Origin of the sequence: Microcystis sp. BLCC-F210, from assembly GCF_042134685.1 — a bacterium.
Classification (GTDB): Bacteria; Cyanobacteriota; Cyanobacteriia; order Cyanobacteriales; family Microcystaceae; genus Microcystis; species Microcystis aeruginosa_D.
Genome location: NZ_CP169647.1, coordinates 2,169,096 through 2,192,126 on the forward strand (window position 1 = coordinate 2,169,096; position 23,031 = coordinate 2,192,126).

Consider the following 23,031-nt stretch of genomic DNA (forward strand, 5'->3'; position numbering starts at 1 on the left):
TAGATGTAACCCTTATATAGAAAGACATTTGGCAATTTTTGTCAATTGTTTTCGATCTAGAACGAACTAATCAATTAAGTCTCTTGCCAGATCAGGATTTAGTTGATTTATGCCCCCCTATCAAACCATACCAAGTAACGAAGAACCCAAAGTAGCTACTTTTATTAATGCTAAGGTATATCCTTGATATTGCGTCATGGGCAGACTTTCCGGGTCGAAAACCGTAGCTGGTTCCTTCCATTTTTGATTCCCATTCTGGTTCGAGTGCCGACTTAACCAACGCTTATCTGGCTCTGTCTTTGATAGTTGGTATTCCTAAGGGACGTTTTTCATCCCTACCTGGTTTAGGAATCCATACCCTTCTTAACGGTTTTGCTTTAAGTGTTCCCTTGACTTCTTCGGTTAGATTTAGCCTTTGTTCTGGGGATATTGCTATCATTCCATCGACACCTGCTGTTTTCTTTCCTTGATTGTCCTGGGTTACTTTGCGTACTGCTATTAGACGAGCATAGTATGATTTCACCAATAGACGTTGCAACCTTCTAACCTTTGCATCCTGTCCCGATTTAGCCGCTTGGTATATTCTCTTTTGGAGCTTGAAAACATATCTTTGGATTTTACCCCAATTGATAGCTTTCCATACATTCGTAGTCTTAGTGGTTTTCGGTTTCCCGAATCCTTTACCTTCTCAAGTGTTTCGTCATATAGACTCCTACTAGGCTCTATCCTTACAGTCAAACCGTAACCGTTCGGCGGTTCGGCTGAGCTCACCGTCGAAGCCTGAGCTCACGGCCGAAGCCTGTTAGCATATTCTGACTATTACTGTCAGGCGTTGGCTTTTGGTTACATCTCATACCCTTAAAGGCTTGCGCTTACACTTATTACTACTGGGTATTTCGACCGATACTCAGAGCCTGAAAGGGCTTATCACGTTCCGTTTATATGGGCATTCCATCTTTAGATTTGTCCTATCTATCGGGGTACTTTAAAGGTCTGTGTGGGTGTGGATTCAAAAACCCTTACTTTTCCCCTTGTTCTTTTGAACGTAGTGTGTCAACCTATTTCACTGCTTACTGATTACGATGGTTCAAGTCGGACATTTGGCTCACGCCTAATCATGGATGGTTGGCAGTGGTCTCGCTTCTGGTGTTAGGTAACACATCGGAGCCTTCCGTTCCCCGCTTCAGTCCCAGAGTTGTGACTTCTGAATCTGGGGGTGGCTATCGCCGTTACTCTCACCTTTGTAAATGATTGTTACAAAGTGTATTGACCTTGAGTCCCCTTGCCTAGTTTGGTATCAGCTAGATACTAAACGTCGGGACATATAAACAGTTATAAGGTTGGTCAGAGTTGAACTGTTGGATTCAGTCAGGGGACTGAAGACCTTACTAGGCGGTTATTTCAGGCATTTGGTTCCTTATTTCATGCCTAAACGTTTCGCACCCTACCTACTTAATATAGCTCAAAAAAGATAATTTATTCAACCAATCTCCGCATTATTTTTAATAACATCAAAGTCGTAAGACAGGGAAGCTTATCGATAATTTTTCACCGATAAACCTAGATTTTCTAGTATCCACCAACGACCACAGAAAACGAAAACTAAAACTTTCCACCTCACCGTTAAGATAACCGCCACAAATCGTAGCAAAAATTAACTTCCAGAGACAGCATATTTGCTTAGTATAGAAACAGAGAGACTATACCTGAGAACTGACCGCATAACCAGCCAAAACCAATATCAGCAGCGAAAGTGACCATTTTCTAGGCAAATATTGGCTTAATAATTGACGATTTTTACTTTTTACTTAATTTTATGTCTTTAACTCTCTCAGAACAACTCAAACGAGAACAATTATCCTACCCTCAAACTCTCCTCCATCATCTGCAAAAGTTACGGCATTTTGTGACAGTGGAAGGAGAGGAAAAATTGCAGCAGTGGAAAAACCTGATTGAAAAGGATAATTTTAAACCTAGCACCCGTAATTTAGCCTATTATCTCGCCCTGAGACAAGAAGATATCCGGCATTTACAATTAGCTTTAATGCCCTGGGGATTATCTTCCCTGGGCCGGATTGAATCGAAAGTTTTACCGACCCTTGATGCGGTAATTGCCACTTTAGGGGCGGTTTGTCATCAAGAATCCTCATTATTACCCAAACATCCCCCTTTAGAGGCATTTTTTCAAGGAGATCAACTTTTAGCCTCCCATAGCGCCGAAGTTTTCGGTCTGCCTTCCCCCCAGCGTCGAGTGCGAATTATGGTGACAATGCCGACGGAGGCGGCAACCGACCCCGATTTTATCGCTCAATTACTGCGTTGCGGGATGGACTGTATTCGCATTAATTGCGCCCATGATGGCCCGAAAGAGTGGCAGGAAATGATTGAAAATCTCCGCGAGGCGGTCAAAAATCCCGAAAATTTAGTCAATGGACATACCTGTAAAGTTTATATGGACTTAGCCGGCCCAAAAATCCGTTTAGAGCAGATTTTAGCCCCCCAGTCCCAAACCAGATTATATCAAGGGGATTTTCTTCTCTTAACCACCCAACCGCCCCATACTGCCCATCCTCAGTATTTTCAGGCTAATTGTTCCCAACCGGAAATTATTCCCCAAATTCCCGTCGGGGCGAAAGTTTGGATTGATGATGGTCATATTGGGGCTGAAGTTATTGCCATAATGCCGGAAGGTCTTTTACTAAAAATTACCCACGCTAGGGAGAAAGGGGAAAAACTTAAAGCAGATAAAGGTCTAAATTTCCCTGATACCGTCTTAAATATCGATCCTTTGACTGCAAAAGACCGGCAGGATTTAGATTTTATTGCCGAAAATGCCGATATTATCGGTTACTCTTTTGTACAGAAAGCCAGCGATATCGAGACACTACAGCTAGAGTTACAAAGTCGTTTGGGGGATGCTTGGCGACAAAAAGCAATTGTGGCTAAAATAGAAACACCTTTAGCCGTGAAAAATCTACCAGAATTAATCATTCATGCTGCCGGTAAACAACCTTTTGGGGTGATGATTGCCCGGGGTGATTTGGCTGTAGAAATTGGCTATCAAAGACTCGCAGAAATTCAAGAGGAAATTCTCTGGTTATGCGAAGCAGCCCATATTCCCGTAATTTGGGCTACCCAAGTTCTAGAAAATCTGGTTAAGAAAAGTATTCCGTCCCGGGCCGAGATTACCGATGCCGCTATGGCCGAAAGGGCCGAATGTGTCATGCTGAATAAGGGAGAATATATCCGGGAAGCGGTGACAATTCTCGATGATGTTTTACAAAGAATGCAGACCCACCAAGCTAAAAAAACGCCGCAATTACGCGCTCTCCATTCTTGGGTTTAGGCAGTTATCAGTTATCAGTTATCAGGAGTCAGTATTCAGGAGATTATTTTTATTTATTCTCCCCAGTTCATAATTCATAATTCATAATTCATAATTCATAATTCATAATTCCCCACACCTTTTCAACAGGATTGAGAATCAGAGGCAAATTAACGCATATTATTGACCGCACCACTAACCAAACCAGCGCTAACATAGCGACCATAACCATCAAGACGGTTTTGTTGAGCGATTCGAGAGGGATTATTGACGAGATCGGCAACTCCCACACCCATCATCACCACGGAGATAACTGCGATTAAGTAGTTACGGACAAAAGTTGGATTTTGGTGGCTGACTAACATGGTTGTTACCTCTCTTTCCTGTCGATAACCTTAGAATACGAGAGGGTTTGGGGTGATGTCAGTCCCATAATTGCGGGTGACAGAAGTGGAAAAAAGTGGAATCCACAGATAAGCTATGATTTTTTGTCGATTAGAATCGGTAAATAGGGAATCGGGAACAGGAAAAGGGCAATATTCGTCGTCAATCTGGTTAAATAATCAGTAAATTCCCTAAAAACTGACATATTCTCCAGAATATGACCCTAGAAACAGCGATTATGACCATAAAATTTTTCTGGCCTTTAGTTTTAGGATTATCTATTGTTATTATTGACAATGGGCAATATTTGAGAGCAGAAACGGCAACTTTGAGCGCCAGTCAACGCCAACAACTGCGATCGCTAGATGCTAAGATTATTTTACCTAACTATATCCCCCCCGGATTTCATCTGAGCGAGATTAAAATCCTCGCAGAAGAGGGGAAAGGATACGCAGTCCTCTTTGAAAATGCCGAGAATAGCTGTTTTTTGGTGGAAGGAATCGAAAACGCCGGGGGCGATGATGGTTTAGAATTAGAGGGAACCCTAGCGCTCAATTCTCCACTATTTGGGGAAGGATACTGGCTCAATTATGGTACACCCAAAGACTCGGAATTAAGGCAACAATTCCCCGAACCTGATTTGTATTCCGATTGGATGAAAATGGGAGAATATTTTTATCGTCTCAGTGGGGCATTAATTGCCCGGGAGGAGTATGATTATCCTAATTGCCGTCAAGATATTTTCCCATCGGAAGCGGTTAAAATAATCGAATCTTTTGGAGATAACAATTAAATTGAATTTATCTACAGTCATTTCTAATCTACAACAAAAAGGCAAGGATCGGTTAGCTTGGTCTGATTTTTGTTGGTTAGGATTAGTAATAATTTTGGGACTGGTTATTAGGTTAACACAATTAACGAGCAAACCTCCCTGGACGGATGAGTTTGCCACTATGGTTTTTAGTATTGGCAATAATTACCAGATAGTGCCGTTAAATCAAATAATTTCCCTCACCACTTTATTAGCACCTCTCCAGAGCAACCATCAGGCAACTATTGCCGATGTAATTAAATTAGTTATTCAGGAAGATAATCATCCACCTTTATATTTTATTTTCGCCTATCTCTGGAATAAATTATTCTTTGATCGGGGAGAATATGTATCTTTAGAAGGAATGCGATCGCTGGCAGTATTTTGGGGAGTTATTTCGATTCCTCTAATTTATTTTATCAGTAAATTAGTCTTTAAATCTGTCTCGATCGCTTTTTTGTCGGCAATGTTAATGGCGGTTTCTCCCTACGCGGTTTTTATCTCCCAAGAAGCGCGTCATTATACTTTAGCGGTTGTATTTGTCCTTATATCTTTAGGCTGTTTTCTGAGGGCAAGCAGCAAAATTATCCACCGTAAGAGAATAGCCAATACTTTGGTTTTTTTCTGGTTAATTGTCAACTGTTTAGGGTTATTAGTTCACTATTTTTTTAGTTTAACTATTCTAGCACAAGCGATAACTTTATTATTGATTTTATTCAAGCAAATCAAACAAAAAAACTTTTGGATAACTAATTGGTGGCGTTTAAGTTTAGTTTTTTTAGGTAACTTGAGCTTTATTATTATTTGGTTTATCACCTTTGTACCCAAAGATTATGGCAATCAGATGACCGGTTGGATTCAGAGAGACAATGGTAGTTTTTTAGCAGTAATTAGCCCCTTTTTTCAATTACTGGGAACATTAATCACTATGCTTTCCCTGCTCCCCGTTGAATCAGAATCTTTAATAATTATCTTGATTTCTGGGGCAATAATGATCGGTTTTTTTCTCTGGATCATCCCACAATTAAAAACAGCTTGGCTAGACTGCGATAAACCAGAATTAGGCATTATCTCGGCATTTTTTCTCAGTTCAATTGCCATTTTCTTTGTGATCACCTATCTGCTCTCGATCGATATTACCCGGGGAGCTAGATATAGTTTTGTTTACTTTCCATCGGTAATTTTAATTCTGGCAATTTTATTAGATAATTTTTGGCAAAGGCAGCAGAAAAAAATAGTAATTATTGTCCTTATTATGGCTTTAGTCAGTTCCCTAAGCGTTACTTTTAATTTAGGCTATCGTAAGTATTATCGCCCAGATAAATTAGTTACCACTATCGAAAATAATAGCCATTATCCGTTAGTAATTGCCACTAGCTATAGAAGTTTGGTGCAGGTGGGAGAAATGATGGGAATTGCTTGGGAATTTAACCAAAGATTTCCCGATAAAAACCCTAAATTTATCTTGGTTAACTCAGAACAAAAGCCAAATTTTAATCTGTCATCTTCTCACCCTTTTGAATTATGGTTAATTAATTTCCATTCCCCAATAGAGCGCTCGGACTGTCAACTCTCAGAGCTATCCTCAAATTATGTAACAGGTTATCAATATCAAAAGTTTCTCTGTGGGCGATCAATGGAGTATAATAATAAAGTTAAGTAGGGCTATTAACTATGATTATTTGGGTAAATGAACAGATCGACCCCTGCGGTTTAGTACAAGCTTGTATTGCCTGTCAAGACGAACAAGCGGCAAAAGATTGTCATCAAAGTTGGTTAACCAGTCTTACGGACGAACAAAAAGAAACGGGATGGATAGCAGTTTTAAGAACCGTAGAATCTTGGGATGATGTACCAGTAAATGCCCTGAAGTTAAGTTATTAACTATAACTATTCCCTGATATTTTTCCTAATTAATTTTGCTTAGGCACTTAATGGTTCTTCCGAACTTACACTGTAGAAAATTCCCCAAGCTCCCTCTCTGTCCAGCAATGCTCTAAAGTCGATAAATATCAATCTAACAAAAACTCAAAGCCTTGCTGTACAAGCTCTACAAGCATGAGTTGTTAATATTTTCGCATGACAGATTCGGTAGAGCCTACTTAATTATCTACTGATGAATAATTAAACTTTCTAAACTGGTTTGTAGATCTTGGGTTAATCGGGCGACGGCCGAGCGTCGATCGCTTTTATAATCGGCATAGCGCTCGGATACAGAAATAGGTTTACCAATAGTTATTATAGCTTTTTGTTGACCAATTTGGGGACGGAAAAAGGGATTACCTCCCTTAATTCTTGTCACTAAATCCCAGAGTAATAAAATTGTCTCAGCAAATCTTTCTACAGTGGGTTTTTCTTTGACATAATAACCAGTTACTGAGACGAAACTTTCCACAATTCTCATGTGCCACATTTTTAAATTAGCTTCATCAGCAAGGCGATCGGCTAATCCTAATTCAAGGGGAGAAATAGAATGAGTGGGTTTTAATTCTTCCCGATAAATGCGTTCCCATCCTGCTTGTTCTAAACGACGACAGCGATCAATCACATTACCATTAGGAGAAACATTAAAATATTTTTCTACGGTTTGTAGGGCCACATCTAATAAATTGGCTAAACGTTTGGCTAGGGTTTCATTTGGATCATCACCATTAGTAGGCACTACAGGTAAAGATTGATAGTAGAAATCCCGATAAAAATCCTCCATTAAGGATAATAATCTTTCTCCTAACCGAAAGAGACGATCATATAAAACCTTTTCTTCTAGGGATGAATTTGGGATTGATGCTAAACCGCTATCGGTTTCTAAATTAGTTAAAATCTCCTTAATTTTTTGCCATACTGGAGTCAGATAAAAATACTGAATACCAATGGGTAAAATAATGACTTCCTGCTGTTGTTTAGCTTTTTTGACATCATCTACACCCCAAAAAGCCAATTGAGAAATACCCGGTTCAATAGCACTGACAAGCTCATTGTGTCCGTTAGTTGCCCCTTCTGGAGCAGCGGCTAAAGGATAATCTCCTTCTAATAATAAACGACGAGCTGATCGCAATCCGATTAAATCAGCTTTTCCCCTTTGAATTGGTGTGCCACCTAATTTAGAATATAACCATCCTACCCTTTCTCCAGCCCATAAAGGAATCCCTCGATCGTACATAAAATGAGCGTGAATTGGATTGTTTAATTTTATTCCTAACTCTTGGGCTTTTTTGGGTACTAATTTCCACAAAAGATAGGCCATACAGTAGGGATCGTTAATACTGGGATGACGAAAAGCAAGCAGTAAACGGACTTTTTTCTCTTGACTTTTTTGATAAAATGTGATTAAAGTTTCTAGATTGGCAGCAGAAATTTCTCTTAAGTTGGTTTGAGTTTGTAACCAAAGAGGTAAAAAGATTTGACATCCCTTTAAAAGCAAGAGATTAAGGTCAGGGGGGATAAACTCCAGAGGGGGTTGCGCGCCCAAAGATAGATTAGACATATAAGTAGTCGTGCCAAATAAATTTCCTAGTTGAGACAGTTATCAGTTATCAGTTATCAGTTATCAGTTATCAGTTATCAGATTTGAGTTTTCAGTTCACTGTTTACTGTTTAAGGAAGAATCCAAGAAAACTCTGACCAATAATTACCCACTGGTTAAAAGGTAATCACAGCAGCAAACAGGTGTCGAGCTAGATTTCAAATACACTGAGATTGCAGGCTCCCTCAACCGTAAAAGGAGAAATTAACCGACTTTGAGCGAGAAGGAACAGGAGCAGTTTACCTCCTCACCTAAATAAATACAGCTATACTATAGCTGTATCCCCATTTCCTGCAAACGAGCTGCCAGCCTTTGAGAACGCTGTCTTTCCGCTTCCAAAGCTTGCTGAGTGGCATTTAACTGCTCCTGTGCTGCAGCCGCTTGCTCCTGTGCTGCAGCCGCTTGCTCCTGTGCTGCTTCTTCTGGCAAAGGGATTAAATTGCCTTCTGGGTCATAAAATCTCGCCCAAATTGCCGTTTCTCGGTCAATAGTACCCTCCCAAGTTCCCAACCAATAGCCTAAGGTTTCGCACCATAACCAGCCGCGCTCGTTTCGTTCTAAAGAATGGTAGCGTTGGTCTGCCCCTAAATGCCATCCTTGTAAAGAATTGGCATCAAAAGGATCGTAGATGAAATAATCCGGCGTGCGGAAGGTTCCCTCATAAATTGCCTTTTTTCGCACTTTATCAGTCTTAGCGGTACTAGGAGAGGTTAATTCCACGATAACGTCGGGATAACGTCCCTTTTCTTCCCAAATTACCCAACCCTGTCGCTCTCTGCTGCCATCGACATTAAGAACAGCAAAGAAATCTGGACCGCGAAAATCGCGATTTTTCGCCTGTTCGCGGCTGAAATAAATAAACATATTGCCACTGGTGTAGAAGTCGTCTCGTTCGCCGTAACCCTGCTGTAGGGAGCGAATCAAGACATTCATGGCAATGCGGTGTCGGTTGCTTTCCAAGGGTTCACCATCATCAAAAATTAAGTCTGTGGGGGGTGGGGAGGGTTCCCAGAAGTCCTCGAAATCTTCTTCTATCAGTGCCGGAGAGGTGGCAGTTTCGTCGCTTTTGGCAATCGTCATTTTTTCGGCCTCTCTAGGTGGGAGTATCCATGTTTTTGACTCTCGATCAACTCTATGATAACTTCATTGCCCACTTGATCATCTTTGCTCAAAAATATTATTGATGAATAAGCAAAAAATTTTTAACTCGCCCCAGTCTTAGGTGTTTGCGCCGAAGCTTGAGATAATCAAATAGCTATCATCTCAACAACTATCACCATGACGATCGATCCGCAACAACTAATCGAACTGGCTCTCAAATCGGGAGCAGTGGCAGCCGAAGTTTATCAATCTTCCTCCCTTTCCCATCCCGTTTTTTTTGAGGCTAATCGTCTCAAACAGCTAGAAAGTTCTGAATCTGTGGGAACTGCCTTAAGATTATGGCGCGAGGGTTGTCCGGGGTTAGCGGTGGGTTATGGTGATGTGAAACCGGAAATTTTAGTAGAAACGGCGTTAAATTTATCCTATCTCAATGCCCCCGAAGAAATCGAATTTTCGGCACCACGACAGGCAATTTATGACCCGATTGGCCAAGATGTGGCGGTAGAATCTTTAATCGAGATGGGTAATCAAATGATTGGCCAAATTCGCCAAGTTTATCCTGAGGTTATTTGCAGTGGTGAATGGGAGTGTGAACGGGAAATCACCCGTTTGGTTAATTCCCAGGGTTTATATTGTCAATACACTGATACAGCTTTGAGTTATTATCTGGGGATTGAATGGGTGCGGGGGGAGGATTTTCTCGCGGTTTATGATGGGGAATATACTCGCAGTACACCTCATCCCGATACGGTAATTAAACAGTTATTACAGCGACTACAATGGGCAGCCAATAATGTGGACAGTCCCACGGGAAAATTACCAATTTTATTGACTGCTAATGCAGTTACCCTTTTATGGGGTACGGTGGGTATGGCTTTAAATGGTAAACAGATATTAGAAAAGTCCTCCCCCTGGAGTGATAAAATCGGTCAATTGGTGATGTCAGAAAAGTTGACTTTATCCCAACAACCGGACAGAGAACCCTATAGTTGTCCCTTTGATGATGAGGGAACTCCTACCAAATTTTTATCTTTAATTGAGGGAGGTAGAGTTAAGGAATTCTATAGCGATCGTACCACAGCTAGATTATTAAAAACTACTCCGACGGGAAACGGTTTTCGCCCTAGTTTAGGGGTTTATCCTATGCCAGATTTAGTTAATCTAATTGTTGCACCGGGAGAGGGAACTTTAGAGGATTTAATCTCGCAAATAGATGAGGGCCTAGTTATCGACCAAATTTTAGGTCATGGGGCTGATATTTCGGGCGATTTTTCCGTCAATATCGATCTGGGTTATCGCATAGAAAAGGGCAAAATCACTGGACGAGTTAAAGATACAATGGTGACGGGAAATGTTTATACCGCTTTACAGAATTTAATCGCTTTAGGGTCCGATAATCAATGGAATGGCTCCTGTTATACTCCCTCGCTAATTGTTGATAGTTTATCGGTGGTGGGCTAAAAATGTTGTCAGTTATCAGTTATCAGTTATCAGTTATCAGTTTACTGACCACTGAAATTAACTCAGCCTACTTTTTGGGGTTAATTTTTTGGGGCTTTATTTGACCTGAAAAGAAGGAGTTCGCAGGCAGGCACGGATTCCCATTCTATAGGAAATTATCTGTCAAGTCGTGGGGTTTTGTCAAGCTTTTTTAGGAAAAAAATTTAACCGATGTGAGTCGCTATTTTTTAGCTTGGGATTAACCCTTTAGTTGCCGAGGCACCAAGGCGATTTAATTGCCGATTAATTTGCCATCCGAGGAGGGTTAAACCCAACCACTGACCGAAGATTGCCAAAGCGAAAGAGGGAAGTGTAGCATATTTAGTAGCGGCAATGGGAAGAAAAGTAAAAAACCATAACAGCGGAGATTGACTGGGATCAACTCCCAAGACAGCGAAACAGAGAAAGGGGAAAATAATCAAAATGCCGATGCTAGTGGCTGCCAGCAAAGCGCGTTTATTTGTGCTGCCTAACATCAATAATTGGGCGATAGCAGCATAGACTAAAATCATGTTCATTCCCAAGAGAAACCCAGCTGCAGTGGCCAGTTTATATTGATAGAGAGGGGCGATAAAAATAGCGGGAAGAATGAATAAAATGGCAATGGCGACGTTAATAGCCATGGCTAGAGTAGAAGGACTTTTTTCGCCAAAGATTAAAGCTTTTCCCAGACTAATGCCCGTTTTTCCTGGCAAATGACGATAGCGGGCCCAATCTTGAAGAGTTTGACGAGGAGGAGTGAGGGCAAAAAGGATTAACAAGCCGAAAATTGCCACAAAAACGCTAAGAATCGCGAAATTATCGAAAAGATAGCTCGGTTCCAGAGTTTGGAAGACAAAACCTAGGCTAATGGCACTAAAACAGCCCATAATCCAATAACTTTGGGGTTTACTAACAAGAGTAGCGAGGGGATTATGGAAGCGACGCTGGATAATTCTGGTTAAACCGCAGGTGCAGAGGGCAAAATTGAGCAAAATTAAGCTAATACCCATTATAACCGATTGCCAGAGAGATTGACCGTACCAACGCAGATCAAAGATTTGTGAGATTCCTAGATAGCGTACCGCATCGGGGGGGAGAAAAGTAGATTTAACTAGATAGGGAAGGACAAAACTAGGATTAAAGAGAATTAACCAATCAAAGGGGGTACGGGAACCGCCATAGCCCGATAAAGTAAAAATAGTGCTATAAAACACAAAGATTAAGACTGTAGCACTGCCTAACCAGGGTTGAAATCCCCCTAACCATGGCGTGGCTAAAGCGAAACTCAGGGCAGCATGATAGAAAAAGGCACAACTAGCGATCAGAACCCCGTAGAAGGCTAAAATTAACGATAAGGGAATACCTGCTAATAAACCCGCTCCCAAGTGAAAGGGTAAAGCGAGAAGACAGACGAGATAGAGGAGAATGGGAACCCCGAAAATTTTGCCGATAAAAATCGTTTTGGCGGGTTGGGGACTCAGACGGATAAAATTAAGTGTACCTCGGCGCTCTTCCCCGGAAAGATCGGCGATTAATAGATAAGTTCCCACCACTAAAAGAGCGAAAATGCCGGTAATACTCAGAAAAGTGAAGATATCTAACCACCATAACCGGGAGATAATCATCCATTCACCATTTAGGTCTTGGATACAGTATTTAAGCCCACTATAGGGGTAATAATCGTTGTTATGGGGGGGATTAGCGGTACAGTAACGACTAAATCCCTCCCCTACCGGCAAGAGATTTTGATAGTATAAATAAACTAATAATTGACCAACTAGGGAGATAATCGAGGCGATCGAGATATTTTTCGGGGTTAATCTTCCTTGCCATTCTCGCATAATTTGCGGGTTGGTTTCCGTAAGGCGATCGATTATTGTCGCTATCATATTTCTGTCCTCTCTACAGCCGTTATTAGGAGCTAATCCTAGATTAACCCGGTAACTTGTCGATCAGTTCGGGGTTGAAGAAATCCATCGAGATGCGGCTAAAATCTGGGTTCGGGAATCAAAAGAGGAAAAGTGCCAGACCCGGGAACTTCTGTTTTACACTAGAATTTGGCCGCCTGAATCTAGATCTATGCCCACTGTGACCCTCAATTTTCCCCTGACTGCCGTTGTCGGCCAAGAAGCGATTAAATTAGCCCTACTCTTAGCCGCCGTGGATCCCGCCCTGGGGGGTGTGGTGATTGCCGGTCGTCGGGGAACCGCCAAATCAGTCATGGCGCGGGCGATACATTCTCTATTGCCACCGATCGAAATTATCGCAGGTAATGTCTTTAATTGCGATCCCAACAATCCCGACGAATGGGACGATCGCACTAAAGAAGAATATAGCAGTGGAGAAGTCCCCACGGAAGTTATCCGGGCCCCTTTCGTGCAGATTCCCCTAGGAGTCACCGAGGATCGTTTATTGGGTTCCGTCGATGTGGAAGAATCGGTGAAACAGGGGGAACCAGTCTTTCAACCCGGTTTATTAGCCAGCGCCCATCGGGGAATTCTCTACGTCGATGAAATTAATCTACTCGATGACCAAATTGCTAACCAATTACTAACAGTTTTAAGCGAAGGACGTAACCAAATCGAACGGGAAGGCATCAGTTTTCAACATCCCTGTAAACCGCTTCTGATCGCTACTTATAACCCAGAAGAAGGGGACTTACGAACCCATTTATTAGATAGAATTGCCATTGCTCTTTCCGCCGATGGTGTTCTCAGTTTAGACCAACGAGTCACCGCCGTCAATCAGGCGATCGAGTATGCTGTTTCTCCCAGCGCTTTTATCGCCCAATATGCCCAAGAAATCGACGATCTAAAAACCGAAATTATCCTAGCGAGGGAATGGTTAAAAGAGGTAAAAATTAAACCAGAACAAATTAGTTATCTAGTGGAAGAAGCGGTGCGCGGTAGGGTAGAAGGTCATCGCGCCGAGATTTTTGCCGTGAGAGTAGCCAAGGCGGCCGCCGCTTTAGAAGGTCGGGATTTAGTCAGTGCCGATGACTTAAAAAGGGCCGTCGAATTAGTTATTGTACCTCGATCGCTGATTACGCCGCCACCCCCAGAACAGGAACAACAGCCACCACCACCACCGCCACCACCGGAACCGCCCCAAGACGAAAACCAGCAGGAACAGGAAGAAAAAGAGGAGGAGAAAGAGGAAGAAAAAGAGCCGGAACAGCCGGATAATCTGCCAGAAGAATTTGTTTTCGACCCGGAAGGGGTTTTACTGGATCCCAGTGTGCTGTATTTTGCCCAGATGGCCCAGCGTCAGGGGAAATCGGGAGCGCGTAACCTGATTTTCTCGGAAGATAGGGGACGTTACATTAAGCCGATGTTACCCCGGGGCAAGGTGAAAAGAGTCGCCGTCGATGCCACTCTCCGGGCGGCCGCACCCTATCAAAAAGCCCGTCGCTTAAGGAATCCCGAACGTCATGTGATTATAGAAGAAGGGGATCTGCGCTCAAAACGGCTGGCCCGCAAGGCCGGTTCTTTAATTGTCTTTGTGGTTGATGCCTCCGGTTCCATGGCCCTGAATCGGATGCAGTCGGCCAAAGGTGCGGTTATGCGTCTGTTAACGGAAGCTTACGAAAATCGCGACCAGATTGCCCTGATTCCTTTCCGGGGTGAGCGAGCAGATGTACTATTGCCACCGACCAAATCGATTACCCTAGCGAAAAAACGTCTGGAAACCCTGCCCTGTGGTGGCGGTTCCCCTTTGGCCCACGGTTTAACCCAAGCGGTTCATGTGGGAATGAATGCCCGTTTATCGGGGGATATCGGTCAAGTGGTGGTGGTGGCGATTACCGACGGGAGAAGTAATATTCCTTTGGCGAAATCTTTAGGCGAACCGATTCCAGAGGGGGAAAAACCCGATATTAAGGCAGAATTGCTCGATATTGCCGCTAAAATTCGCTCTTTAGGCATTAAACTGCTGGTCATCGATACGGAGAAAAAATTCGTCTCCACTGGTTTTGCCAAAGAATTAGCCCTAAAAGCCGGGGGTAAATATTATCATCTACCCCGGGCCACGGAACAAGCGATCGCATCTATGGCGCGAGGGGCAATTGCGGGACTGTAGCTAGTGGTTAGGGGGTGCAGATCATTTTTGTCAATCTACCATCCCCACCCTAGCTTTAAACCTTACTCTGTCAGGGTGACTATTCTTGGGCTAGAAACAAATCGCACCCCCAAATGCGAGATGCTTACACGCAGTTTTTCATACATTTGTATTAACTGAAAAGTTCCCGATAATTTCTCGGCGGTGGATATTTCTGTAATCTTGAGACACACACCTAAAAATTGGCTATTGACTCTAATTTTGCTGATTTTCTGTTTTTTTTGGTCTCGTGTGGCAGAATCTAGAAAAACTTAACAATAATCAGGAATCAGCGAGAGATATACTACAAACAAACATGAGCAAGTTTTAATTAAGATAACTATGAGCTTTCGATTTGGCAAAATTTTGATAGCAGGGGTATTAGCGACACTTTTGCTAGTAACTTCCTGTGCTAAAGCTCCCTCGCAATTTGACCAAGCGCAACAGGAAAGTACCGCTCGCGGGGCGGCGGCAGTGGTGAAAAAATCCACCTCTGGCGGCAGTTTTAATCGGTTTTTCCCGCCCTCTGGGGAAGGATACGAGCGCGTCTATACCCAGGAGAAAAAAGGCTTTGCTGAGGCAAAACTGAAGCAAGATGGCAAAGTTGTGGCCATGTTAGCCATATCTGACATTAGCAATAATCCCGCTGCGGCCAATAAATTCCAAAACAGTCAAACCACAATCAAAGGTTTTCCCTCCATCGAACAGGGGGCAACCGCCAGCACCGTTTTAGTCAATAATCGCTATCAAGTCAAGGTTTTATCGCGGGATGCGGATTTTGCTGCCAGCGATCGCCAAGCTTGGTTAGCTAAGTTCGATTTAGATGGTCTAGCAAAATTAAAGTAAGGAGACATCCGTGAGTAAGCCAATTTTTGAACTGGTGGACGAATTACCGACTAATAATCTCACCGTCAAAGTCCTCAAAACCCTTGATTATGTGGTGCCGGGACAGTGGGATAACCTAGTCGGGTTTAAAAATACGATTATCAAAGTCACTGGCGAAACCGACGAAAGTATGATCCAACAGATTGGCGATCGAGCCGTTTGGTTGTTTAATGATAAATCCCAGGGCTATCAACAGGCCCTCTGGCTCTACCAAACCATCGACAGCGCCGATAATGCCCTAGCCGCCGCCTCTCTTGCCAATGCCGTCGGTGGTAAAATTCCTCTGATGGGTGGTTTAATCGAAAAATTAACCCCTGCCCCCGAAAAAGCGCAAACCATCGATCTGACTTTGAAATTAGTGACCGAATTAATCGCTTTTTGTCAAATTAATGGCATTCCGGGGGATAGTATCGATGATTTCGTCGCTTCTCTGGGAGATTATAGCGGCGAATCCCTGATGCGGATGGCGGCGTTAGTTTGTTTGGATGGTTTAATTCCCCTGGGGGGCAGTTTTATCCGCAAAGTGGAATCCACCCTCAGTATTCTCCACCCAGAAGAATTAGAATCTAACTCCACTTTCGGCAGTATTAAAGAATTGATTCCGGGGGGAAATACTGCCAGAAAATTAGACTTTATCGGTCACAGTTTCGACTCGACTAAAGCTTGGATGAGTGGTTTTGTCAGCGATCGCGATTTGAGCCAGCAGGGATTATTGAGCAAAATTCAGGGATTTATCGACTTTTCTGCCGATAAATTGGTATATGTTGGGGCATTCCTCGATATGACCACCAATTACTATGAACACACCGGTATTCAAACCCTCGCTCGTCGCTTAATCGAAAGAGCCGTGGCGGAAATTTAACTGCAAGACTCTGAAACAACTGAAGAAAAAGCCCTAGAAAAACGGGAGGAGTTGACTGAAGCTGGTGATATAGTATCTCACCAGAAATGCTCCTCTTTTCCCCTCAGAATGTAGGTGTTTACTTCAGCTATCAAAAAGCAGTCAGTGAAATGTACGCACAACCCGGAGCGATCAAACAAACCCGATAAATTTTCCTGTCCCCAACCTGATATGATTAGAATTGGCGATCCTACGATTAAGACCAATGCAAAATTTTCCTATCTCTAAACCCCAATGATTTAGGGCTTTTTTACTTGGAAATTTGTCGTTAAGGACAGCAGCAACAGTTTATTTTTTATCTTTATCCCCGCCTATCTAACCGCTCATGTCTATTGAAGAAGCCTTGAAACTCCTAAAAGAATATGGATGTATTAAACTAAAAATTGCCCAATCTCCTGAAGAAGAAGAAGCTCTAAGACAGGCAATTTTATTAGTTAACCAAGGTTCGGAATCAATTAATTTAGGTATCTGTGCCGATAACGATGAAGAGGGATTTAAAGCCTTAAAAAGTTATCTAAAAGCCCTAGGATATACCCTACCTAATAGTCTCCCAGAAGACCAGCCAGAACTGGGAGCGGTGTATATTAAATATAATACCCAAAGACAAGCTTCCTATCTCGATTCCTATACGGGAACCTATCGCGGTGTTCTGATTTCTTGTCAATCAGAAAATGATCAATTAGTCGGTACTTATGGTCACTTTCCCCTCGATTTATTCTCTTAAGAGGCATAGTTTTGGGGCTATTGAAGCGATTAACCATCATCGGCACCCCCCTGATCAAGAGTGGATTAAGGGGGGATATAGCGGTTCTCGCATCTGTGCGGCACACTTAAACCTTTGCTGATTAAGCTGTTCAGGATCGGGAATGTACCTCTTGTGAATCAGAAACGCTATATATTGAATTCTTAACTTTTTACCTGAAAAAAATATGTATTTGTTAATTCCAGCAGCGGGAATGGGTAAACGGATGGGCAGCGATCGCAATAAGTTACTGCTCACCCTGCACGGAAAACCGCTCCTCGCTTGGACTTTGCTGGCTGCCATGCAATCTAGGGCAATTATCTGGATTGGGATTATGGCACAACCGGAAGACTTTGAGGAGATCCGAGCAATCATCACCGCCATAAATGCCCTTAAACCCGTGCAAATCATCCAAGGAGGCGAAACCAGACAAAAATCAGTTTACAATGGCTTACAAGCCCTACCAGAGGGGGCTGAGACGGTTTTAATTCACGATGGGGCGCGCTGTTTAGCTACCCCCGAATTATTCGATCGCTGTGCTGTCGCTTTAGCCACTTGTCAGGGTTTCATAGCGGCGATTCCGGTGAAAGATACGATTAAAATTGTCGATAGCAAGGGTTGGATTAAGGATACACCCGATCGCTCGCGGTTGTGGGCAGCCCAAACGCCCCAGGGTTTTCAGGTAAAATTATTAAAAGAATGCCATGAACAGGGCCGAAAATTAGCTTGGGAAGTCACTGACGATGCTGCCTTATTAGAAAAATGTGGTTTTCCCGTCAAAATTGTCGTCGGTGAAGAAACTAACTTAAAAATTACTACCCCCGGAGATCTGGCAATTGCCGAATATATTTTAAGTCAACGTTTGCCATAAAAGTTGACAGTGATTGTATTAGACTAGGTAGCGGTCAACTCTAGGCGGTCTCTGATGACTTTTCCCTTTATATCAGTAATCATTCCCATCTACAATGGCGAAGATGATCTTCCCGATTTGCTCAAATGTTTGCAAAATCAAAGCTATCCCCGAGAGCAAGTGGAGTATCTTCTCGTAAATAACAATAGCAGCGATCAAACTGGGTCTATTTTAGAACAGGCAGTGATCAAGAGCAAAGGGTCAGGATTTCCGTTAGTTGTTCTTTCAGAAAATCAGATTCAAAGTTCCTACGCCGCTCGTAATTTAGGCATAAAAACTGCCCGTTATGATCTGTTAGTTTTTACCGATGCCGATTGTCGTCCTTCCTATCAATGGTTAGAAGAAATAGTTAAACCCTTTAGGGATGCTGATATCGGCATCGTTGCGGGGGAAATATTCGCCTTAACTGGTAACTCAATCCTAGAGAAATATGCTGAACGTCGAGAGATTCTCTCGCAAAAATTTCTCTTAGAACACCCTTTTTATCCCTACGGTCAAACAGCTAATCTAGCAATTAGAAAAGCCGCTTTCGAGAAAGTTGGTCTATTTCGTCCCTATTTAAGCACGGGTGGCGATGCCGATATCTGCTGGCGAATTTTGCGAGAAACTCAATGGCAATTAGCCTATGCACCCACCGCCGTTATTTCCCATCGTCATCGTTCGACTATCAAGAGTTTTCGCAGTCAATTTCAACGTTACGGCCGCTCAAATCGCTATTTACATGAACTACATGGTTCTGATTTACAAAGGAATTTTACTAGTTCCGAATTAATTTATCGTCTCGGTCGTTGGTTATTAAAAGAACTACCGAAAAATACTCTCAAGTTAATGTTTGGTAAAGCTGATATAGTAGATTTATTGGCTACTCCCCTGGATTTGATTGGGTTTCAGTCCCGCAGCCAAGGACAAGCTACGGCTAAATTACCCGAAAAAGCTCAAGAAATCGAATGGCTTTAATTCAGTTATCAGATGTGAGTTTTCAACCCATATTCCGTACCCTAAGTGTCACATTGATTCCATAGCACAAACTGAAAAATCTCATTTATAGCGTTTCCTGTTCGCAAGAGGTACATTATCGATGTTGAAAAGCTTAATCAGCAAGGGTATGAGAACCGCTATAATGGAATTTGCCAGTTAAAAGCAAGGAAAAAATTACAGTTATTGATTGAGTAATATAATTAGAAACAATGCCCAATTTTAGCGTTGATTTTCCCTTTTAAAATGCCAGCCTAGTAGATCTACAAAAATAAGAAAAAACTAACCATTAGCTTTAAAACGCAAAGAAATTGTGATATTAAATTCGTTGGGTATAGGTTATACTAAATCCGTTGAGTACAGGCTAGTTATGAGAAGAGGCAAGAGGCAAAAGGCAAAAGGGAATAAATAATCAGTTTTTAATAACTGGATTTAGTATTACTTATAAGGATAGGCCGAAGCCTACCCCCACGAAAAACTTTTTCAGCAAACCCCAATTAGAGTTGACAAATACCTAAAAAAGGGTGGATTAACTTCAAGATAACCACCCGAAAACTACCATTAATTATCTGTAATCAACCGGTATTTCTCATCCCTGCGGCAATACCATTAATCGTCATTAAAGCACCCCTTAATAACTCCTCTTTAGAATAGCGGAAATGAATCACACCAGATTGGGCTTGACTATTGTATTGACGTAAACGCTTCAGGAGAGACACCTGTAGGAAACCGAGGGGAACGATCGAACCGTTGCGTAACTGCACCGAGCGCTGTAAATTCGGATCATTATCTAATAAGTTTTTCTCGCCAGTGATCTGAAGAACAATCTCGCTGGTGCGATTATATTCCTCTTTGATCCTTTCAAACAGACGTTCAAAACGTTCTCGATCTTCCTGCTTAGAAAGTTCACTGACGTAGTGATAAGCCATCTGTAGATCCACCTTCGATAGAGTCATTTCTGCCTTAGAAATCACCATCTGGAAGAAAGGCCACTTGTGATAAAAATGGCGCAACAATTCTAAATTTCGGTTAGGAGAATCATCGAGAAATATCTGTAACGCTGTCCCTAAACCATACCAAGCTGGTAAAAGAAAACGGGTTTGGGTCCAACTAAATACCCAGGGAATTGCCCGCAGGGTACTTAAATCCTGTTGACCACTTTTCCGGCGGGCCGGTCGGGAACTAATCTGTAAAAGACTAATTTCAGGAATGGGAGTTACAGACAGGAAGAAATCTAAAAAGTCCGGTTCTTCATAAATCAAACTGCGATAGGTTTGCCGCGAACGGGTGGCCAAGTCCTCCATGATGCGATTCCAGGGTTCAAGATCATCAAAACCACTGCCCAGTAAACTTGCCTGTATGACTGCTGTTACCGCCGTTTCGAGGTTATACAAGGCCAATTCTGGTAAAGAGTATTTCGAGGCTAAAACCTCGCCCTGTTCGGTGATTTTAATGCGACCGTTAATAGTTCCCCGGGGTTGGGCGAGGATAGCGGCGTAGGCCGGTCCACCACCGCGACCAACGGAACCGCCCCGGCCATGAAAAAGACGTAGATCCACGCCGTATTGTTTAGCGGTTTTCTGTAAAGCCTTCTGAGCTTTATGAATTTCCCAATTACTGCTTAAAAAGCCAGAATCTTTATTACTATCGGAGTAACCCACCATAATCTCCTGTAAATTAACCGGTTCGAGGATGGCAGGTTCCGGGGTCACGTCCTCCCCGTTTAAAGCCGCTAAATGGTCGTAACCGCCGGCTAGGGTTGCCCGATAGAGGGGCAATTCAAACAAAGTCTGCATGATGCCGGGGGCGTGTTTGAGGTCATCGACGGTTTCAAAGAGGGGAACGATGCGGAGGGAACTGCGGCTAGTGGCGGGGTCGTATAAACCGGCTTCTTGGGCTAATAACAGCACTTCTAGCACATCGCTGGCCTCGTTGGTCATGCTGATAATGTAGGTTTGGCAGATTTCCAGGCCAAATTCCCCTTGCAGACTTCTTAAAACTCGCAGGGTTTCAATGGTTTCGCAGGTTCTTTCCGAAAAGGGCATTTCCCGGGGAATTAAGGGCCGACGGGTTTTTAATTCCGCCACTAACCAGGCGATTTTTTCTGATTCGCTTAATTGGCCGTAGGGTTTGGGTAAAACTCCGAGATAGGCGGCGATTTCTTCGATACATTCGGCGTGACGGGTGGATTCTTGCCGAAAATCTAACTGAGTCAGGACAAAGCCAAAAATCTCCACTTGGGCAATCAGTCGATCGAGTTCTTGACAGGAAAGACCGGTTTGCAAGAGACTGCGCTTTAATAGCTGTAATTCGGCTAAAAACTCAGAACCGGAGCGATAGATGTTGGTTTCGTTGAGTTTAGTTAATAATTGTCGTTCTTCCGGGTCATTGAGGCGATCATTGCGATCGCGTGTATTTTCCAGACGTTTTTGAATAAAGGCCAATTTGAGGCGATAGGGTTCCTGACGGTAGCGGATTGCTAACTGGCTATAGATTTCGGGCATTTGCTGTTTATCTCTGTCCAGGGAGTCCAGCAATTCCGGCAAGACGTGACACCAGTGCAGGGAGGCACTTAAAATACTGGTCAGGTCGCGAATAGCATCGAGATATTTTTTAACAACGAGATTGCGCTGATAACAGCAGGTTTTCCAAGTGACTTCGGGGGTAACGGAGGGATTGCCATCCCGATCGCCCCCAACCCAAGAACCGAAGCGACAGAAGTTATTTTTCGGCGCTTGTAAACGGGGAAAGGAGGATTGTAGGCTTTGCTGCAGACGCAGGGTTAACTGGGGTAGGGAATCAAAGAGAACTTCATCGAAGTAGTGCAGGGCATAATCTACTTCATCGACGACAGTGGGTTTAAACTGGTGTAGTTCATCTGTTCGCCACCAAAAACGTATTTCTTCTTTTAACTGTTTGGTGACTGTTTGTGCTTCTCTGGAGTTAGTTAACCCCATACTGCGAAAGATTTCTTCTGCTTGGTCGAGTTTTTCGAGAATGCCCGAAATGCGGCGCTGTTTAATGCGAATGGTATGACGGACAATTTCCGTGGGGTGGGCCGTAAAAACTAGACGGATATCCAATTGATCGAGAAGACGCTGGATTTCTTGGGGAGGGACGTTAACTTGTTTAAGATAGGGAAATAACCAGTGAAATAGTCCCGATTTTGGGGTGGAGTTATCGGACCCGTTCAGGGTTTTTTCTAGCCAATCGGCCCCGACAATGGTGGCTAAAATGCTTTTTTGTGGTGGGTCTGTCTTGGGACTTTCGTTTTCTTCCCCGATCACCGTCCGTCGCAGTAGTTGCTGATCCCTTTGTTCGTAGTGTTGTTCAATGATATTGATTAACTGGAAATAGAGGGCAAAAGCGCGGGTAACTTTGATCGCTTCCCCTAGTTCCAAATCTTCGATCATTTTGGCGATCATTGCTTCTGGACTATCATCGGTCACTTGTCCTTCCTCAGAACAGAGATGGCGCAGTAATTCCAGTAAATCGACTAATTCTTGACCACATTCGGAGATCAAGACTTCTTTCCACAAATCTTCGATTAATTTCAGTCTTTGCTGCAGAAACAGGTTGGAAGTGCTGAAAATATCCTGTTCGGTTTCGGTTGAGGGGACAAGGACGCTCATAATTTCAGTAATCAGTAATCAGTAATCAGTAAACAGTAATCAGTAAACAGTAAACAGTCATCAGTCATCAGTAAACAGTCATCAGTAAAAAGAAAGCTCAGAACTTGCCCCTTAATAATATTCACTGAAAACTCAAATCTGATCATTGATAACTGATAACTGATCACTGATTACTGATATATCGGGATTAGTTCTTTACGGTTTGTCAAAAATGAGATTGTATGCCAAAGAATCACATTTTTTCCTATTTTTAACAAAAACTTCA

General features: G+C 42.9%; 16 protein-coding genes and 1 pseudogene. 11 read left to right on the plus strand and 6 right to left on the minus strand.

Going from position 1 to position 23,031, the window contains the following annotated elements; all coding sequences use genetic code 11:
• Nucleotides 1–154 precede the first annotated feature (154 nt).
• Nucleotides 155–631, minus strand: a pseudogene (locus ACE3JL_RS10465) (reverse transcriptase N-terminal domain-containing protein); the annotation flags it as partial.
• Between the two features lie 1,185 nt (nt 632–1,816).
• Between ACE3JL_RS10465 and ACE3JL_RS10470 the strand changes: the two are divergent.
• Complete coding sequence (locus tag ACE3JL_RS10470; RefSeq protein WP_375329422.1) at nt 1,817–3,346, plus strand: pyruvate kinase; 1,530 nt, start codon at nt 1,817–1,819, stop codon at nt 3,344–3,346.
• A gap of 149 nt (nt 3,347–3,495) precedes the next feature.
• Here the strand turns inward: ACE3JL_RS10470 and ACE3JL_RS10475 are convergent, their stop codons facing one another.
• Nucleotides 3,496–3,690: a hypothetical protein gene (locus ACE3JL_RS10475; protein WP_002738625.1), complete on the minus strand. Its 195-nt coding sequence runs from the start codon at nt 3,688–3,690 to the stop codon at nt 3,496–3,498.
• Between the two features lie 236 nt (nt 3,691–3,926).
• Between ACE3JL_RS10475 and ACE3JL_RS10480 the strand changes: the two genes are divergently transcribed.
• Genes ACE3JL_RS10480 through ACE3JL_RS10490 form a run of 3 tightly spaced genes read left to right on the plus strand, consistent with a single transcriptional unit; the run spans nt 3,927 to nt 6,404 of the window.
• On the plus strand, nt 3,927–4,502 hold the full coding sequence (locus tag ACE3JL_RS10480) for a hypothetical protein (RefSeq protein WP_271992228.1): 576 nt from the start codon (nt 3,927–3,929) through the stop codon (nt 4,500–4,502).
• Nucleotide 4,503: 1 nt separating this feature from the next.
• Nucleotides 4,504–6,183 carry a glycosyltransferase family 39 protein gene (locus ACE3JL_RS10485; RefSeq protein WP_271992227.1) on the plus strand — a complete coding sequence of 560 codons (1,680 nt, stop codon included), beginning with the start codon at nt 4,504–4,506 and terminating at the stop codon, nt 6,181–6,183.
• Nucleotides 6,184–6,194: 11 nt separating this feature from the next.
• Complete coding sequence (locus tag ACE3JL_RS10490) at nt 6,195–6,404, plus strand: glycogen debranching protein (RefSeq protein WP_271992226.1); 210 nt, start codon at nt 6,195–6,197, stop codon at nt 6,402–6,404.
• 226 nt (nt 6,405–6,630) lie between these two features.
• Here ACE3JL_RS10490 and ACE3JL_RS10495 read toward each other — a convergent pair whose 3' ends face one another.
• Nucleotides 6,631–8,004: a 1-acyl-sn-glycerol-3-phosphate acyltransferase gene (locus tag ACE3JL_RS10495; protein WP_271992225.1), complete on the minus strand. Its 1,374-nt coding sequence runs from the start codon at nt 8,002–8,004 to the stop codon at nt 6,631–6,633.
• Nucleotides 8,005–8,313: 309 nt separating this feature from the next.
• Entirely contained in the window at nt 8,314–9,123 is an 810-nt protein-coding gene (locus ACE3JL_RS10500) for a Uma2 family endonuclease (RefSeq protein ID WP_271992224.1), read from the minus strand.
• A gap of 198 nt (nt 9,124–9,321) precedes the next feature.
• On the opposite strand from ACE3JL_RS10500, the gene ACE3JL_RS10505 reads away from it, so the two are divergent.
• Nucleotides 9,322–10,605 (plus strand): TldD/PmbA family protein, encoded by a 1,284-nt coding sequence (locus ACE3JL_RS10505; protein ID WP_271992222.1) that lies wholly within the window; start codon nt 9,322–9,324, stop codon nt 10,603–10,605.
• A 227-nt stretch (nt 10,606–10,832) separates the two neighbouring features.
• On the opposite strand, the gene ACE3JL_RS10510 is transcribed toward ACE3JL_RS10505, so the two are convergent.
• A complete protein-coding gene (locus ACE3JL_RS10510; protein WP_375329423.1) occupies nt 10,833–12,515 on the minus strand; it encodes a hypothetical protein in 1,683 nt (560 codons plus the stop codon).
• A gap of 190 nt (nt 12,516–12,705) precedes the next feature.
• Here ACE3JL_RS10510 and bchD point away from each other — a divergent pair, with 190 nt between their 5' ends.
• The 6 genes from bchD (at nt 12,706) to ACE3JL_RS10540 (ending at nt 19,116) form a co-directional block, all read left to right on the plus strand.
• The gene (gene bchD / locus ACE3JL_RS10515) at nt 12,706–14,703 is read left to right on the plus strand and encodes a magnesium chelatase ATPase subunit D (RefSeq protein ID WP_375329424.1); all 1,998 of its coding nucleotides are present in this window, start codon (nt 12,706–12,708) and stop codon (nt 14,701–14,703) included.
• Between the two features lie 360 nt (nt 14,704–15,063).
• Nucleotides 15,064–15,567: a hypothetical protein gene (locus ACE3JL_RS10520; protein WP_271992218.1), complete on the plus strand. Its 504-nt coding sequence runs from the start codon at nt 15,064–15,066 to the stop codon at nt 15,565–15,567.
• A 10-nt stretch (nt 15,568–15,577) separates the two neighbouring features.
• The gene (locus tag ACE3JL_RS10525; protein WP_375329425.1) at nt 15,578–16,468 is read left to right on the plus strand and encodes a hypothetical protein; all 891 of its coding nucleotides are present in this window, start codon (nt 15,578–15,580) and stop codon (nt 16,466–16,468) included.
• Between the two features lie 364 nt (nt 16,469–16,832).
• Complete coding sequence (locus tag ACE3JL_RS10530) at nt 16,833–17,231, plus strand: DUF1824 family protein (RefSeq protein ID WP_271992216.1); 399 nt, start codon at nt 16,833–16,835, stop codon at nt 17,229–17,231.
• A 205-nt stretch (nt 17,232–17,436) separates the two neighbouring features.
• The gene (gene ispD / locus ACE3JL_RS10535) at nt 17,437–18,120 is read left to right on the plus strand and encodes a 2-C-methyl-D-erythritol 4-phosphate cytidylyltransferase (protein ID WP_375329426.1); all 684 of its coding nucleotides are present in this window, start codon (nt 17,437–17,439) and stop codon (nt 18,118–18,120) included.
• Between the two features lie 54 nt (nt 18,121–18,174).
• Nucleotides 18,175–19,116 carry a glycosyltransferase family 2 protein gene (locus ACE3JL_RS10540; RefSeq protein WP_271992214.1) on the plus strand — a complete coding sequence of 314 codons (942 nt, stop codon included), beginning with the start codon at nt 18,175–18,177 and terminating at the stop codon, nt 19,114–19,116.
• A gap of 593 nt (nt 19,117–19,709) precedes the next feature.
• Here ACE3JL_RS10540 and ppc read toward each other — a convergent pair.
• Complete coding sequence (ppc, locus tag ACE3JL_RS10545) at nt 19,710–22,766, minus strand: phosphoenolpyruvate carboxylase (RefSeq protein WP_375329427.1); 3,057 nt, start codon at nt 22,764–22,766, stop codon at nt 19,710–19,712.
• Nucleotides 22,767–23,031 lie beyond the last annotated feature (265 nt).